Raw genomic sequence first — 16,584 nt, 5'->3', positions numbered from 1 at the left:
CGTTTTTGCTAATTAATTAAACTAAGTAACTCATGTACTGTTTTTATCGGGGTGATCTTAGCGCCCAGCCCTTCCATTGATTTATGGTAATTACGAAATGGAATAAATATTTCCGTAAAGCCATGCTGCGCAGCTTCTTTAACGCGCGGTACGCCACTGTCTATTGGGCGTACGTCGCCATTTAAGCTCAGCTCTCCCATAATACAAGTGGTACGTGGCACCACAAAATCATTTAAGCTGCTAAGTAGCGCAGCAACCAACGCTAAATCTATACAGGTTTCTGATTCATCAATTTTTAAGCCACCCACTATATTAAAAAACGTATCGTGAAATATTTTAGTTTTTGTGTGCTTACGCAGTATGCCGGTGAGCATTTTTATTCGGTTCATGTTTAAACCAACGCAAACACGCTGCGGAAATTCCGCCTCAATCTCAGTGGTTAAACATTGAATTTCGAGTAATAAATTACGATTACCTTTACGAATACACGTAATTGCAGAGCCAGGTGAATCTGTAGTTGAGCCTGATAAAAATATTTCGCTGGGGTTATCAACGCTGAGCATACCGCGTTCGCACATTCTAAAAATACCGACTGTATCTATATCACCAAAGCGGTTTTTATTTGCTCGTAAGGTACGAATTTGCCCATCGTTAGTATCTATATGCAATAGTGCGTCAACTATATGCACCAGCGTTTGCGGACCAGCTATTTCGTTGTTTTTATTTACATGGGCAATAATGAACATAGTGACATCATTTTGCTTACAGTATTGCGTAAGTGCTTGCGCGGCACTTTTCACTTGCGAAGGCGAGCCTGGGCTACCGTTAGCTGTGTCGGTGACCACTGCTTGAATGGAGTCTATTACTGCAAACTTAATTTTATTTTTATCGAGTTCTTCAATGATGGTTTCAACACTGGTTTCGGAAAGTAAATAAAGCGCATCAGGGTTATAATTTAACTTTAAACGATTCACTCTGTTTTTAAACTGCGATAAAGATTCTTCTGCGGTACAGTAAAGTGAGGGCATGCGTTGTGACATTCGTGCCACTAAATCAGATAACAAGGTTGTTTTACCAGCCCCTGGATCGCCAGAGATTATATTAACTGACCCCGTTGTTACACCGCCACTTAAAACACGATCGAGCTCGCCAATTTCAGTTAACTGTTTTTCAGTTTCTGCGGTAGCAATATCATTAATTTTTTTAGAACCGCCACCAATCCCCCCAGCATAACCACCTACACTTACGCGTGCCGATGCTTTTTTACTTTGCCCTGCTGACGGTTTAAATTCTGCTAATGTGTTCCATGCACCACAGCGGCATTGACCTTGCCAACGTTGGTAGTTCATGCCACATTCGGTACAAACAAACTCTACTTTTGCCGCTTTAGCCATTTATAACTTTACCTACTATTCTTTAATTTTAAAAATACTTAATGTTAAGTGCTTATTTTACCATTTTAAACTTTCGCCTAACAATGAGTCATGCCAACAAGATAATTTAGCACTACTATTATTATCTATAAATGCTGTTTTCTTTTTTACTATACTTTAGGGCATACTTATTGCTTGAATAATAGTTTAAAGTAACTTGCCAATAAATTGGTATTTAACACATAATAACAAGCGCTAAACTGTAGTTACTCGAATAATCGTACCTATATTAACAACAATAACACGATACGACATTTATTGAGTTTTCTAATAAATGGATTTAATAGTATACCTACTTTTTTAATTAGACGGTGATGGTTTTATAAATGGCTGAAGACATACTGCTCAAGCACGAAGATCTTATATCTGAATTAAAACATTATTTAGGCAATCCTAAATTTGATTTAATTTTTAAGTCTAAAATAGCTGGGCTTACAAAGCCTGAACAATTTTTAATGAAAATGGAAATGACACGCTTATCTCAGCCGATAGCGCGCTTTATTGACTTACGTGGTTTAGTGACTGGGCAGGTAAAGCCTTATGATCACAATGGCAAGCAACATTTCATGGATGAAACAGCGATTGAAGTATTTGAAGCTGCGCTAAAACAACACGGTGGTTATACCCTTGCCGTTTATGAGGCAGTGATGAACACCGAAAATAATCATCGGGTGTTACAACGCAAAACCACAGAAAAAATTGCAGAGCAAGCCATTGATGACTCCCTTAATACAAATGTTATAAAGTTTGCCTCTTATGAAAGCCGCTCTGAAGAGCGAATGAACTATTCAATTAAAGTAACGGTTGAATACAACGACAAAAAAAGTATTGCTGCTAGCACTTCCGATATATCCCTCAGTGGTTGTAAAATAAAGCTAGCCACTCGTTATGTACTAAAAAAAGGACATTTAATCGCCTTGCGTTTGGTAGGTTTAGAGCAAGACTTTGAGCTAGGTTTAAAAAATGGCATTCAGTATGAGGTTGTCGCCGTAGAAAATATTTCTAAAGAGTTTAATCATATTCGTTTAAAACGCACCTTTATTGAAAATAATGAAGCGTTTGATAATTTTTTAGAAAGCTTTATCCACGGTAATAAACGTCGCTATAAAGTAAACCTTGATAATACGCTCGATGCTGTGGTTTCTAAGGGTTACGAGCAATACTATATTCCACGCGTCACCTCTTTATATGTGTTTTTAAGTAAAAAAGACAATGTACTTTATCCTAGCTTAAGTCTAACCACCGAAAACAACATTTTTATTCAACGTTACTTTACCGATGAACGCCAAAACCCTTGTTTATACAGTGTGCTTAATGAGCAACGCATTAATGCATTACTTTTAAAACAGGCTCCAGTTAAAGAAGATTATTTATATACTTTTACTCATATTTCAGCGGGCAAAATTTATTATTATTCTGCAACACGTAATGAGCTTGAACAAAACCCTCAGCTAAAAAACTTATTTTTAAGTTTTGGCAGTCAAAAAGACACTTGGCAGTGCTTTAAAATACAAATTATGCCAAGCCATCCAGATGACTCATTTATTCCTTTATCGTTACCGAACACTGTAAGTAAAAATATTGAAAAGCTCAATAAGCCGCCTTCTCCTCGGGTAGAAGGGTTAGTGAAAAATGTAAAATATATGGTGGTACTAACTGCTATTGGTAATAAAACTGAACAGCAACACTATCAGCAATTAAATTACGATAAAGCTTTGATTAATCAATTGAAGAATTTTGGCCATAGCAAAAGTAAGTCTGCGCCTTATTTAGATATTGTACCTTTAGAGTATGTAAATCTTCGCTCTGATAAGCGCTACTTATATAAAACGAATGTGTCGATTAACGTAAACGATGAGGTAGTACATGGCCTTACTCGCGACTTTTCGGTTATGGGCTTGCAGCTTGAATGCAAACAACCAGTAAGCTTAAAAAAAGGCGACATTGTTTTACTCTCGTTTCCTGACTTACAAAAAATAACCAAAACATATCAGCTTAGTGAGCTAAAGTACGAAGTGATGGCTGTAAATAAGTCGTTCACTATTATTAATTTAAAAGCCAGCCGAGTTGCCGACTTACCCCATGCTGGAGTGCTGTTTTTTACGCAGTTAATTAACAGTAATAAAGATAAACTAAAAGTGTCAGAAGAAGCGCCTAAAGTGCCTGGGCTCTCTACAGCACTTAGAAATATGGTAACTAAAAGCGTTTGCCAGTTCCCACTTTATTTACATAAAGAAGGAGCGCACTTTAAAGCAGGTGCAATTGGCTTTGGCTTATACCCTAGCCCACTACATGTGCTTTTACAAAACTTTGGTTTGTTGGGTAATAAAACCGATTTATCGAGCATTATTACTGATGAGCAAATCGTTAATGTGATCACCCCACAGATAAAAGATCTTAGCCGCCAAGATCCGCCAAGCGCCTTTACACTTGTGATTAATTTTGATCCCCGTAAGGGCAGTATTTCAGAGTCTATTACCAGTTATTGCATAGCAGGTGAGGATTATAATGATTTTCAGGAACAAATAAGCAAAGGCTTAAAGTCGAATCTTATTTTTGTTATGCGCTTGTATATATCACGTACTGGACGCCCAGATACCGATTATTTATCTAACGAACTAAAATATGTGAGTCAATATGCGCTGCATAAAGCAAGGGAATTAGAAGAGGCATTGTGGTCTGTAGCGGGTGTCGGTGATATTGTCGATATCACCGAAGAAGCCTTAAGCCATTTAAAACTTGAACAGCAACAAGTTGACCAAATGGGTCGCCGCAAACTGCTTTGGCTAAACCGCCTGCGTTAAACAGTAGCCTCACTATTTAATGGTATAGCTAGCATATACAGTAATTGTAATAACGAGCCTTGGCAAATAGCTGCTTGGGCTTGCTCAACCACTTTTGCTTTACCATGTACTGCTACACCTAGCCCTGCTGTTGCCATCATTTTTAAATCGTTAGCCCCATCGCCAATCGCCACTGTTTGCGACTTTATTAATCCCAGCTGTTGCTGTAATGACTCTAAAATAACGGCTTTTTGCTGTGCATCTACAATTGTGCCTAATACTTTACCTGTGAGCTTATTATCTTTAAATTCAAGCACATTAGCGTGTACTTCATCTAAATTGATTAACGCTTGTACTTGCTCTGCAAAGGGTACGAAACCACCCGACGCAATGGCTAAGTGCCACTGATGCTGTTTAAGTATTTGGCAAAGCATTTTAATACCCGGCATTAAAGGTAAATTATTTTTTAACTCATCTATTAAGCTTTTTTCAATTCCGGTAAGTTTAGCGACGCGCTGATTTAGGCTTTCACTAAAATCAAGCTTACCAGCCATTGCCAGTGCTGTTACCGAAGCAACCTCATCGTATACGTTAGCTAAGCGTGCAATTTCATCTATGCACTCAATAGTAATAGCGGTTGAATCCATATCCATTACCAATAAACCTGGCTCATACAAGTTGGGTGGGCAAGCTATTTGCACTAGCTGAAAATCAAGTGTGCTGGAAAATTGTTGTAATACTAGCGGGTTAATCGGCAGCTCTGCTTGCTTAATATAAAAACACAGTGCCGCTGGTAAACTTAAGTCGGGCTGATACTGGCAAAGCCCTGTAACGGTTTGATTATGCTTCGCAAAAAAATCTATTATGGCTTTAATATGGGTAATACTAAAATTGCCAGCAAAGGCAATACTAAATAAACCTTGGTGTTTATTAGGTAGGTTTTTTAACGGTAAAAACACCTCATCCTGATAGCTAAACCATTTATTTAATACTAACTGCGTTAATGGTTGCTCAGCACCAGGCTGTGCCATGTTCGTTTGCGACATGGATTCTCCGTGAATTTTTTTGTTATCCTGATAGCTACTTACAAAATGTTAAATATATTACTTGCGCTAAATTCGCCATCAGGTGGGGTTTAAGGTTATAGTATACCCAAACAACTTGGGTATAGCATTTGTAACATCAAATCAAAATGCTGTCAGTAGTATATACGGTGACTATGAAAAATAACCATCTTAAAAACCCTATCACTGCCTCACAAAAAAAACGCTTAGTGCGTTTATTGCTTGCTACTGCCTGCTTAATATTACTGAGCTGGGTGGGCATTAATAGTAGTTTTCAAAGCCATCAATTACTTTATGACAGTGCCGATAGTACGGCAAAATCGCTCACCAAATTTATGGCATTAAATGCTAAAACCCCGTTAATTGAAAAAAACAAGCCGCAACTTAATGCATTATGTAACAACATAAGCAAAGATGAATTTGTACTTTCAGCTACAATTTACGACCAGCAAGGCATGCTTATAGCCAGTAGCGATAATTGGCAATCGCTGCATGTTAGCGGCCAGCTATCTGAATCAACTCCTGGTGTTAGTAAACTTAAAACACCGTTTATAGAGCCCGTGGTAAGTGACGACGACAGACCTGTTGGTTTTGTATCTATTACTTATTTAACCCGTGCGGCAGTTACATCTAGCCACAATCATTTTCATGACTTAGGTCGCCAAGTATTATTAATGTTGGTAATTGCATGTATTTTTACTTGGCAATTTGGCCGTGGCTTAAAAATATGGCAGGTTAATCGTTATATACAAAAAACATCACAGCATGAGTCGTAAAGCTCTGTAGCTAGTTGCTCTTTGTGTTGTTTGGGCTTTAATTCACACAATACATCAAATACCCGCACTATTTGCAGCGGCGTATTGATCTCCCCTTGATAACCACATAGCGGCATTGATGGCGAGTCGGTTTCAAGCACTAGGTGCGATGTATTTATATTGGCAATTACATCGCGCGTTTTAACCGCTCGCGGGTAGCTAATAACACCGCCTACACCGAGCTTAAAACCTTGCTTAATATAATATTGAGCTTGTTGAAGTGATCCCGAAAACGCATGAATTACCCCTCCATACTTAGGCTTACAACGCTTAAACGACTGCGCTATTAAATCATGGCTTTGCCTATGATGCACAATTAACGGTAACCCTAGCTGATTAGCCAGTGCTATTTGTTGTTCAAATAAAAAGGTTTGTTTGGAGAGGTTTTCAATACTTCGATCTAGACCGCATTCGCCAATTGCCACCAGCTGGTTTTTATTGGCCGTAGCAAATGTAAATAGCAGCTCTATATGGGACTCTTGATGCTGATTTAAAAAGTAAGGATGCAGTCCTGCAGCTATTTTTACGCCTGCAAAGTTAATTTTAAATTCAAGTAATGCACGCGATTGGGCCAAACTAATACCGGGCACCACAAACTGCTCAACTCCCTTTGCTACACACTCGCTAATGAGTGACTCGCGGTTTGAGTCAAACTCTGTAAAGTCGAGGTGGCAATGAGAGTCAATAAATTGCATTGTTACTTACTCATCGATTTATTAAGGGTTTAAGCGTGTAATTTGCCAGCTGTTGTCTGCTTGGCGCTGATACATAAAGCGGTCGTGCAGGCGGTGTGCCCCACCTTGCCAAAACTCAATTTTTTGCGGTACAACACAATAGCCACCCCAAAAGTCAGGTAAAGGAATTTCACCTTTAGCAAACTTGTTTTTCATATTGGCAAAGGTTTCCATCAACACTTTACGCGATGAAACTGGGCGACTTTGTGCTGATGCCCACGCTGCTAGCTGGCTTTCTTTAGGGCGAGATAAAAAGTACTTAGCCACCGCAGAAGTAGGTAAAGGTTTAGCCTCGCCATACACAATTACTTGGCGTTCCATAGGGTGCCAAGGAAAGTGCAGCGATATTTTATTATTACCTTTAAGCTCCTGCGCTTTGCGCGAACCTGTATTAGTAAAAAACACAAAACCATCATTATCTAAATGCTTAAGCAATACAATGCGCTGCGAAGGCTGCCCGGTATCATCAACTGTCGCCACTACCATAGCGGTTGGATCAGGTAAATTACTTGCTACAGCGTGCTCAAGCCAGGTTTCAAACTGTTTAAACGGATCATCAAGCAAGTTATCTTCGCTTAACGCGTTTTGCAGGTATTCACGACGGATATCTTCGAGTTTCATAATAAATCCTTTAAATAAAGCGTTAGAAAAGAGCTTAGAGTAACGAGCTTAAATAGTGATGCTAGTAACAACAAACATCAAGCTTTAGGTATATTCGATAGCAATAAACACAGAGTCTCAGGTGTATCGTTGGGTTTCGTTTCACTCAACCCAACCTACGGTGTCAATGTAAAGCGTTACATCTGCAAGTGTAGGAGTGCTAGCAAGGCGGTAAAACTATTTATGCCAAGGAACATACGGTTTGTATGTGACTTAGGCTAAATAGTTTTACCAACGCTGCTAAAGCGAACTACACGCAGCAGAAGGTGATTACATTTGCTCCATGACTTCAATGCCAAGTAAGTCCAATCCCGTTTCTAATGTTTTAGAAACCAAATTACATAACACTAAACGGCTATCACGTACGTTTGGCTCTACGCCTTCTTTAAGTACTGGGCAGGCTTCGTAGAACGTCATATATAAGCTTGCTAGCTCATATAAGTAACCACATAGTACGTGTGGTGTGGCTTCGCTGATCATTAAATCAAGTACTTCTTCAAGCTGCAGCAACTTAAGCGCTAGCGCTTTTTCTTGCGGCTCTACGATAGTAACGTTTGAATTTAGTGTAGCTGCATCAACGCCTGATTTACGAAAAATACTGCGTATACGCGTATAGGCATATTGTAAGTAAGGTGCTGTTGCGCCTTCAAAGCTTAGCATGCTGTCCCAGTTAAAAATATAATCACTGGTGCGGTGCTTAGAAAGGTCGGCATATTTAACTGCGCCAATACCTACTTTGCGGGCAATTTCGCTGCGCTCTTGCTCTGATAGATCAGATTCACGCTCGGCTAATTTTATTGCTGCGCGATTAATCGACTCTTCGAGTAAATCGGCAAGTTTAACTGTGCCACCGGTACGGGTTTTAAATGGTTTGTTGTCGGCGCCCATCATGGTGCCAAACGGGCAAAACTCATAGCTAGTTTCATCGCGTAAAAAACCAGCTTTACGTGCTGTAAGCTCTACTTGGTTAAAGTGCAGGCTTTGGCGCGCATCAACAAAAATTAAGATACGATCGGCACCCAACTTATTTGAGCGGTAATCACATGCGGCTAAATCTGTAGTTGCATATAAAAAGCCGCCACCCGATTTTTGTACAATAAATGCCGATGGTTCGCCATCTTTGTTTGCTAGTTCATCTAAAAATACAACCTGTGCGCCTTGCGACTCCACGGCAATATTTTTATCTTTTAATAAACTAATAATGTCATTTAGCTCAGCGTTGTATGCGCTTTCAGCCATAATATCAGCTTGTGTAAGCGTTACATTTAAGCGCTTATATACTTCTTCAGAGTGCTTAACTGAAGTGGCAATAAAAAGCTTCCACAGTTTTTCACAATGCGCGTCGCCGCCTTGTAATTTAACTACATAATTACGTGCTTTGTCGGCAAAGCCTTCTTCATCGTCAAAACGTTTTTTAGCGTCGCGGTAAAAGGTTTCTAAATCGGCAAGTGCTACTGTATCTAAATCTACGCCTTGGCTAATTTGATCTTCTAAATGCGCAATCAACATACCAAATTGTGTGCCCCAATCACCCATGTGATTTTGACGCACAACGCTGTCGCCTCTAAATTCAAGCGCACGCACAATCGCATCACCAATAATGGTTGAGCGTAAATGGCCTACGTGCATTTCTTTAGCAAGGTTTGGCGATGAGTAATCAACAACCACTTTTTGTGGATTAGCGTGTTCATTAACCGCTAATTTTGCATCACTGTTCGCCGCTTTAACGCTTTGTGCTAAAAATTCAGGCTTTAAATGAATATTTATAAACCCTGGGCCGGCAATTTCAGTTTTTTCGGCAATATCGCTTACATCTAGGTTATCAATAATTTTTTGCGCAAGCTCTCGTGGGTTGCTTTTCATTTTTTTAGCCGCGCCCATGGCAGCATTAATTTGGTAGTCACCAAATTGTGGACGAGTACTTTGTGTAACTGCTGGGTTAGTATCTGCTGGTAAGCCTACAGCTTTCATAGCGGCAATGGCTTTTTCTACTAAAATAGTACGAATGTTCATATTTTTTACCTTAATAAGCCCGCCAAAGCAGGCTTTTAAAATTTTACTAAGCTGGCTTTAGTTTTCGCGTGTATGGCTAAAGGTGACTTCTGGGTAGCGCTCTACTGATAAATTAAGGTTTACACGGCTTGGCGCTATGTAAGTTAAATTATCGCCGCCATCTAAGGCTAGGTTGCTTTCACATTTACGCTTAAAGTCTTCAAACTTTTTAACGTCGTCGCTACTTACCCAGCGGGCTGTATTTACGTTAACCCCTTCGTAAATTGCATCTACGTTATATTCTGCTTTTAAGCGCGCTACAACCACATCAAACTGAAGTACACCTACTGCGCCTACAATTAAATCGTTGTTTATTAGCGGTCTAAATACCTGTACAGCACCCTCTTCTGAAAGTTGTACTAAGCCTTTTAATAACTGCTTTTGCTTAAGCGGATCACGTAAACGAATACGGCGGAATAATTCCGGTGCAAAGTTAGGAATACCACTAAACTTAAGCTTTTCACCTTGGGTAAAAGTATCACCTATTTGAATCGTACCGTGGTTATGTAAACCAATAATGTCGCCAGCGAATGCATCACCTGCGCGCTCACGATCGCCAGCCATAAACGTAACCGCATCAGAAATACTTACTTGTTTGCCAATTCGCACATGATTCATTTTCATGCCTTGGCTGTATTTACCCGACACTATGCGCATAAAGGCAATTCGGTCGCGGTGTTTCGGGTCCATATTGGCCTGAATTTTAAATACAAAGCCAGTAAAGTTCTCTTCAGTGGCAACTACTTGGCGGTCTTCTGTTTCACGTGGCAATGGCGTTGGCGCCCATTTAGTTAAGCCGTCAAGTACATGGTCAACACCAAAGTTACCTAGTGCTGTACCAAAATAAACTGGCGATAGTTCGCCGGCTAAAAACAGCTCTAAATCAAATTCATTTGATGCGCCAATAACCAGCTCTAGCTCATCGCGTAATTGCGCGGCAAGATCGTCACCAATAGCATCAACCAGTTCTGGGTTATCTATCCCTTTAATGGTGCGCACGTCTTGAATTTTATGACCTTGGCCAGTTTTATATAAAACCGCTTCATCGTTATGAATATGATAAACACCTTTAAAGCCTTTACCGCTACCAATTGGCCAAGTAATTGGCGCACACGCTATTTTAAGCTCGGTTTCAACTTCGTCAAGCAGCTCCATTGGGTCGCGTATATCACGGTCACATTTATTCATAAAAGTAACAATTGGCGTAGTACGCAGGCGTGTTACTTCCATTAATTTACGCGTACGGTCTTCTACACCTTTGGCCGCATCAATAACCATTAAGCACGAATCGACTGCTGTTAGGGTACGGTACGTATCTTCTGAGAAGTCTTCGTGTCCAGGTGTGTCGAGCAGGTTAACCAAGGCGTTTTTATACGGAAACTGCATTACTGAGGTAGTAACAGAAATACCACGCTCTTTTTCCATGTCCATCCAGTCAGATTTAGCATGCTGGTTAGAGCCACGGCCTTTTACTGTACCGGCTTTTTGGATAGCTTGTCCGAATAAGAGTACTTTTTCGGTGATGGTGGTTTTACCCGCATCTGGATGCGAAATAATCGCGAAGGTACGTCGTTTATTAATTTCACTGAGGAGATTTTGCTCTGCCATTAAAAAAGTTCTTTTAGTTTGAATACGGACATTTATGTATGCTGACGTTTCAGAGCTAATATTGCTCAACCCCGAAAGCTCAACACACCCTAGGAAGAACCCAATTTGGCTCCTCACACGCGATCCGTTATGTTAATCGTAATTGAAGACTATTTTCGCTGATCTTCACTCTATAAACAATCAATGCTTAGTTATTAACTGATTCTTTTTTTATTAACTCTCCCAGAGCGCGTATTTACTCAATTATTGTCCTAGATTGTGCTTAGTTATAAATATTACCAGCACAATAAACAAACGCTAAGCTTGAGTAATATAGCTGTAAAACATATTATTACTAACATTACATGGAGGATGTGTTGTTTGGTAATGAAAACCAGTAAGTTAAGCATTAGGTTATTATGGTATATAACGCCGTTAGTTATACTTCCGCTGTTATTTTTAGGTGGTTTTACGCTAACTAATGTAACCAACTCAACACAAAAACAAGCTGATTTAATTATGAGCCGGTTTGTTGAACAACAACAACAAAAAGTATTTAACTATATTGACTCATTTCAATCCACTGCTAAGCTATTATCCACCTCACCCGTATTGAACGATTTTTTAGCTAACGATTTACATGCCGATGGTGGCTACACCTATCGCTTGGGTGCGTTAATGGATGTGTTTGCCAGTTATAGCGAGGCCTATCCCGATATTATTAGCATTAACTTAATGTCGGTAAACGGCAAAAGCGATGCCTACTACTCAAGTAATTTAAGCATAGCACCAAAATCGTATCCTTTTTTTGACAAAGTACAGCAAAGTAATTTAAGCCAACAGCAGTTTATGATGCAAAAAGCAGATGGCACCACCAGCTTGTATTTTATTCAGCGTATTTATAGCATTGACTACTATCTTAAGCGCCCACAACAGCTTGGTTTTATAGTACTGCATATTGATCCTTCTATTCTTAATACCAGTATTTTAGAAGCCCCTTACAACAACACTCTTAACTTACTCGTTAGTAACGAGGGGAAAATTTTATTTAGTTCCGATTATAGTATTCGTGGCCAATACATTAGTGAATTTGAGCTCAACCAAGTACATAACTTAGCCGACATTGGCTCTTTATCAACCATAGAGCTTTCGAGTATAGATAAAATAGAGCGGATGATTTTTGCGGTGCAAATGAGCGGTGGTTATTATGTATCGACTATTCCTAAAGCCGTTTTGTATCAATCGGGTAAGGCTATTAGCTTAATTACCGGCTTAATTGTTATTATTTCGGTTATTACGCTGCCAATACTTATTTTTATTGTAGTGCGTAATTTATTACTTAATCCTATTGAGCTATTAGGTGCAGCTAGCCACCGTGTAGGTGATGGCGATTTAGGTGTTTCACTGCCCGCGCACACCGATGATGAAGTAGGCATATTGTTTAACGACTTTAATCACATGGTTAATCAAATTAGGCATTATCAAGAGCAGTTAGAAGAATATAAACATCACCTCGAAGACAAAGTAGAAAGCCGTACCAAAGCGCTAGAAACCATGAACAGCCAGTTAGAGCTTGCGATTGGCCAAGCAGAGCAAGCAAATCAACTTAAAAGTCGCTTTTTGGCTAATATGAGCCACGAAATTCGTACCCCACTCACGGCAATAATGGGCTTTACCGAACAGCTTTTACATAACGATAAAATCACCAACAACAAACAGCATTTAAGCACCATTTTACGCAACTCTAAGCATTTACTAGAGTTAATAAATAACATTTTAGATTTGTCTAAAATTGAAGCCGAAAAAATTGCTGTAGAGCAAGCTCCACTAAATGTAGTGCGCTTAATGCACGACATTGAGTCAATTATTGAACCGCTGGCACAACAAAAAAAGCTAAAGCTTAGTATTAATTATCAACTCCCGTTACCACACACTATAAACAGCGACGAAACCCGCTTAAAACAAATACTGATCAACATTGCCAGCAATGCAGTTAAGTTTACCGAGCAAGGCCATGTATCTATAACGGTTCATTACCTAGCAAGCCAAGAGCTGATGTTTGTAATACAAGATAGCGGAATTGGTATGGTTGAAAGTCAAATTAAGCGCTTATTTACTCCTTTTGAGCAAGCAGACGCTACCACAACCCGTCGCTTTGGCGGCACCGGGCTTGGGCTATGTATTTCAAAAAATTTAGCACAACGTCTTGGCGGTGATATAACCGTTAAAAGCGAATTAGATGTAGGTAGCTGCTTTACTATAACCATAGCCTGTAATTTACAAACGCCATTAGCCGATAACCTGTTTTTAGAGCAATCCAATCAACTCATTCCAGAAAAAGATCCGCTGCTTTCCTTCGCTAGTAATAATTTTGATGCACATATTTTAGTGGCCGAAGATAACCCCGATAATCAATTATTAATAAAGCTGCTGCTGCAAACTTGGGGATTAGAGCCCGACATAGCAAACAATGGCGCTGAAGCGGTAGAAATGGCGCTAGTAAACGACTATCAGTTAATTATTATGGATATGCAAATGCCAGTAATGGGTGGCCTAGAAGCGACTAAAATATTACGCCATGCAGCATACGACGGCCCTATAATCGCACTCACTGCGAATGTAATGAACCATGACGTAGACACATATATTACTGCAGGATGCGACAAGGCTCTGGCGAAACCTATAGATAAAGATGCCCTAGAAAGCGTATTAGTAAGTTACCTACACCTTGAAAAAGACAATCAAAATAAATGGGACGTCATACTCAAAAGTGAAAAATTCCAACAAATAAATGCAAATTACGTCGCTAACCTGCCAACTTATTTAGCTGAAATAAAAAGCTTACAATTTTCGGGTAACTTAGTCGCATTACGCGCATTAGCACATAATATAAAAGGCAGTGCTGGGTGTTTTAACTTTGATGATATTTATCACTGTGCTGCGCGTTTAGAAGATCATTTAAAAAGCGATAGCAAAGCCGCGTTAAACGAATTAACAGCTAACTTAATTAACGCTATTGAGCAGGTTATTAGTGAGCAAAGTAAGCCGGTATAAGTTATCGGCTTACTGCAACAATATTCTTTATACAGTTATCACTGCAAACTCTTCACTACAAAATATTATTGAAAGTTTAAGCCCAGTGCCATGCCCATTAAAATAGCGTCTTCAAATCCGTTTTTAGCAGGATTGTCGCTTGGGTAATAGTTTTTACGCACTGACATTTCTATAAAGCCTGCATTTTCGTAGAGCTTTATTGCGGGGGTATTTGATTCGCGTACTTCTAAAAATAAATTTTCAGCATTTTGCTGCTCACCATATTCAATAAACTGGTTCAGTAGCTGTTTTGCAATGCCTTTTCCTTGCTCGCTTGGGGCAACGCAAATATCCATCAAGGTAAAGTCGGGCCCGGCCTTTTCGCCAATATAAAAACCTACCATGGTATCACCGTTAAACGCTGCTAAATTAAAATAGCGCCCACCAATACATGAGCTCATGGTATTTAACGTCCACGGGTGGCTGTGGCATGCGGTTTCTATAGCCATTAATTGCGGTATAGCGGTTGCGTCTACTGATTTAAAGTTTATCAAGATGGTCACTCATTAAAGCCCATAAAGCACGTTTATCGGCAGTACTGAGCTGTGAATTTGTTAAAACTAACTGATCGCCATGTAATTGCAGTACCGTGCCTTGTATTACACTATTGATGGTAATGGGGGCTATGGCACGCTTTATATCTGCAAATAACTGGCTTGTGAGCGAAATAGACTCAGGCGCGACGCTGTCTGCTTTAGTGTCAGTTGCTTTATTATTTATTGGGTGGTTATTAACCGTTTGATAATGCTGATTTAATTCGAGGTTTTCTATACCAAAAACAGCTGCGTAACGTGAATGCATAACGACTCGATGAAATTAGTAAGTAAGGTAATATAAGAAGTAATAAATTCGATGTAAAGAAGAAATGGCAGGGGCGGAGAGATTCGAACTCCCAACCGTCGGTTTTGGAGACCGCTGTTCTACCAATTGGAACTACGCCCCTGCAATACCGACGAATTATAGAGACCTTTGGCCAAAGGTAAAGAAAAAAATCATCTTTTTGGTTTGATTGCCTTTTAAATAAACAAAACGACGAATTAGCAGGCTAATTCTTCATTTTTTAATTACTTAGACTCAGGCAAATATTAATAGCCGAGCACTAAATTAATTATTTTTACGTTTTGTGAATAAAAATATAATAGCAATAAAGTGCTGTAGCTTACTTTATCTCACTGTGCTGATACTACTATTTGTTGTGGTTCAATAAAACTAGGCACTAATTTAGATAGTTTGCTAATAACTTACTGATAGCTTGCTGATAGCTTGCTGATAGCTTGCTGATAGCTTGCTGATAGCTTGCTGATAGCTTGCTGATAATTTGCTGATAGTTTGCTGATAGCTTGCTGATAGCTTGCTGATAATTTGCTGATAGTTTGCTGATAGTTTGCTGATAGTTTGCTGATGGTTTCTAGGCAGCTTTTAGATACTTTTTAAATAGTTTTTACAATTTGAATAACTCAAGCTCCCTGCCTTACTAATTTTAGCATGCTCTTAAATCTTCGCTATTCCCTTTAAACTTGCTCTTGTAGCTAAATTATCACCTTCAAACCATATTGATAAGAACAAAGCGTACTACTATTCCGCCCCCCTTTGGCTATCGCCTTTTGTCGCATTTTTAGAGCCATGCTGGTGATAATATTACCGGTTACACAAAATAAAATGTAAAGCCGATAGCATTGACACAGAGTCGATTCCTCCTTACCATTGAAATAATAGACCAGTCGTTATAATTTGAGGTGTTTTAGTTATGAGTGAAAAAGTAAAGCCGAAAGACGTTCTAATTGAGACGGCATCACGCTTATTTAGAGTGCGCGGATATTGCGGAGTGGGCCTAAATGACATAATTGAAGAAAGTGGCGTACCTAAGGGCTCCTTGTATTACTACTTTCCAAAAGGCAAAGAGCAGTTGGCGACTGCTGCAATTAACAATACTAAAAGACTTGTTATGGAAGATATTCAAAAAAACTTTGCGGGTGTATCCAATCCAATAGATGCTTTTCAAGCTTATGTTTATGAATTATCCAGAGTGTTTGGACAAGGCGGAACCCCTCTTGGCTCTCCAATTGGCACTATTGCTGGAGAAAAACATTCCACTAGTGAACCTATTCGCTTGGCGTGTGAAGCGACCTTTAAAAGTTGGCAATCTATTTATACTGAAAAGTTTCTTGAAGCAGGCTACACAGAGCAACAGTCCACAAGTTTAGCTACTGTTTTTCATGCGCTAACTGAGGGCGGTATTCTCTTAGCTTTAACAATGAAAACGGGCAAGCCGCTTGAAACAATAGCAGAGCAAATTCCCTCATTGCTTATTAAAAAGTAAATTTAAAAAGTAAATAAAGTATCAATCAACACAGGTCAATTTA

General features: G+C 39.4%; 12 protein-coding genes and 1 tRNA gene. 4 read left to right on the top strand and 9 right to left on the bottom strand.

Going from position 1 to position 16,584, the window contains the following annotated elements:
* Positions 1-8 precede the first annotated feature (8 nt).
* Entirely contained in the window at positions 9-1,394 is a 1,386-nt protein-coding gene (gene radA / locus AAEZ18_RS00495; RefSeq protein WP_011327360.1) for a DNA repair protein RadA, read from the bottom strand.
* A gap of 365 nt (positions 1,395-1,759) precedes the next feature.
* Here radA and AAEZ18_RS00490 point away from each other — a divergent pair, with 365 nt between their 5' ends.
* Positions 1,760-4,237 (top strand): PilZ domain-containing protein, encoded by a 2,478-nt coding sequence (locus tag AAEZ18_RS00490; protein ID WP_350593920.1) that lies wholly within the window; start codon positions 1,760-1,762, stop codon positions 4,235-4,237.
* Here the strand turns inward: AAEZ18_RS00490 and serB are convergent.
* A complete protein-coding gene (serB, locus tag AAEZ18_RS00485; protein ID WP_011327358.1) occupies positions 4,234-5,262 on the bottom strand; it encodes a phosphoserine phosphatase SerB in 1,029 nt (342 codons plus the stop codon). The genes AAEZ18_RS00490 and serB overlap by 4 nt on opposite strands.
* Before the next feature lie 173 nt (positions 5,263-5,435).
* Between serB and AAEZ18_RS00480 the strand changes: the two genes are divergently transcribed.
* Positions 5,436-6,056: an AhpA/YtjB family protein gene (locus AAEZ18_RS00480; protein ID WP_011327357.1), complete on the top strand. Its 621-nt coding sequence runs from the start codon at positions 5,436-5,438 to the stop codon at positions 6,054-6,056.
* Here AAEZ18_RS00480 and AAEZ18_RS00475 read toward each other — a convergent pair.
* The 4 genes from AAEZ18_RS00475 to prfC all read right to left on the bottom strand — a co-directional run bounded on the left by AAEZ18_RS00475 (position 6,023) and on the right by prfC (position 11,149).
* Positions 6,023-6,790: a TatD family hydrolase gene (locus AAEZ18_RS00475; RefSeq protein WP_011327356.1), complete on the bottom strand. Its 768-nt coding sequence runs from the start codon at positions 6,788-6,790 to the stop codon at positions 6,023-6,025. The two genes, AAEZ18_RS00480 and AAEZ18_RS00475, sit on opposite strands and share 34 nt — an antisense overlap.
* A 21-nt stretch (positions 6,791-6,811) precedes the next feature.
* The gene (gene pdxH / locus AAEZ18_RS00470) at positions 6,812-7,450 is read right to left on the bottom strand and encodes a pyridoxamine 5'-phosphate oxidase (RefSeq protein ID WP_011327355.1); all 639 of its coding nucleotides are present in this window, start codon (positions 7,448-7,450) and stop codon (positions 6,812-6,814) included.
* A 309-nt stretch (positions 7,451-7,759) separates the two neighbouring features.
* Complete coding sequence (gene argS, locus AAEZ18_RS00465; protein ID WP_350593922.1) at positions 7,760-9,502, bottom strand: arginine--tRNA ligase; 1,743 nt, start codon at positions 9,500-9,502, stop codon at positions 7,760-7,762.
* 57 nt (positions 9,503-9,559) lie between these two features.
* Entirely contained in the window at positions 9,560-11,149 is a 1,590-nt protein-coding gene (prfC, locus tag AAEZ18_RS00460) for a peptide chain release factor 3 (RefSeq protein WP_011327353.1), read from the bottom strand.
* Between the two features lie 366 nt (positions 11,150-11,515).
* Here prfC and AAEZ18_RS00455 point away from each other — a divergent pair, with 366 nt between their 5' ends.
* Positions 11,516-14,182, top strand: coding sequence for an ATP-binding protein (locus AAEZ18_RS00455; protein WP_350593923.1), 2,667 nt, complete (start codon positions 11,516-11,518; stop codon positions 14,180-14,182).
* Positions 14,183-14,247: 65 nt separating this feature from the next.
* Here the strand turns inward: AAEZ18_RS00455 and rimI are convergent, their stop codons facing one another.
* From rimI to AAEZ18_RS00440, 3 genes are all read right to left on the bottom strand, one after another.
* Positions 14,248-14,715, bottom strand: coding sequence for a ribosomal protein S18-alanine N-acetyltransferase (rimI, locus tag AAEZ18_RS00450; protein WP_179808051.1), 468 nt, complete (start codon positions 14,713-14,715; stop codon positions 14,248-14,250).
* Positions 14,702-15,022: a hypothetical protein gene (locus AAEZ18_RS00445; protein ID WP_350593924.1), complete on the bottom strand. Its 321-nt coding sequence runs from the start codon at positions 15,020-15,022 to the stop codon at positions 14,702-14,704. The genes rimI and AAEZ18_RS00445 overlap by 14 nt, the downstream gene beginning before the upstream one ends.
* 65 nt (positions 15,023-15,087) lie before the next feature.
* A tRNA-Trp gene (locus tag AAEZ18_RS00440) sits at positions 15,088-15,164 on the bottom strand.
* 804 nt (positions 15,165-15,968) lie between these two features.
* On the opposite strand from AAEZ18_RS00440, the gene AAEZ18_RS00435 reads away from it, so the two are divergent.
* Positions 15,969-16,541 (top strand): TetR/AcrR family transcriptional regulator, encoded by a 573-nt coding sequence (locus AAEZ18_RS00435; RefSeq protein ID WP_011327349.1) that lies wholly within the window; start codon positions 15,969-15,971, stop codon positions 16,539-16,541.
* Positions 16,542-16,584 lie beyond the last annotated feature (43 nt).

This window comes from Pseudoalteromonas sp. 19-MNA-CIBAN-0066 (assembly GCF_040308705.1).
GTDB lineage: Bacteria > Pseudomonadota > Gammaproteobacteria > Enterobacterales > Alteromonadaceae > Pseudoalteromonas > Pseudoalteromonas nigrifaciens.
Note: the sequence above shows the minus strand (reverse complement) of the source record. Positions and strands in the feature narration are given on the sequence as shown.

Excerpts from the sequence above, each read along its gene's own strand:
- AAEZ18_RS00475 (WP_011327356.1), bottom strand. The coding sequence starts at position 6,790 with ATGCAATTTATTGACTCTCATTGCCACCTCGACTTTACAGAGTTTGAC.
- radA (WP_011327360.1), bottom strand. The coding sequence starts at position 1,394 with ATGGCTAAAGCGGCAAAAGTAGAGTTTGTTTGTACCGAATGTGGCATG.
- AAEZ18_RS00480 (WP_011327357.1), top strand. The coding sequence starts at position 5,436 with ATGAAAAATAACCATCTTAAAAACCCTATCACTGCCTCACAAAAAAAA.
- AAEZ18_RS00490 (WP_350593920.1), top strand. The coding sequence starts at position 1,760 with ATGGCTGAAGACATACTGCTCAAGCACGAAGATCTTATATCTGAATTA.
- argS (WP_350593922.1), bottom strand. The coding sequence starts at position 9,502 with ATGAACATTCGTACTATTTTAGTAGAAAAAGCCATTGCCGCTATGAAA.
- serB (WP_011327358.1), bottom strand. The coding sequence starts at position 5,262 with ATGTCGCAAACGAACATGGCACAGCCTGGTGCTGAGCAACCATTAACG.
- prfC (WP_011327353.1), bottom strand. The coding sequence starts at position 11,149 with ATGGCAGAGCAAAATCTCCTCAGTGAAATTAATAAACGACGTACCTTC.
- AAEZ18_RS00435 (WP_011327349.1), top strand. The coding sequence starts at position 15,969 with ATGAGTGAAAAAGTAAAGCCGAAAGACGTTCTAATTGAGACGGCATCA.
- pdxH (WP_011327355.1), bottom strand. The coding sequence starts at position 7,450 with ATGAAACTCGAAGATATCCGTCGTGAATACCTGCAAAACGCGTTAAGC.
- AAEZ18_RS00445 (WP_350593924.1), bottom strand. The coding sequence starts at position 15,022 with ATGCATTCACGTTACGCAGCTGTTTTTGGTATAGAAAACCTCGAATTA.
- AAEZ18_RS00455 (WP_350593923.1), top strand. The coding sequence starts at position 11,516 with ATGAAAACCAGTAAGTTAAGCATTAGGTTATTATGGTATATAACGCCG.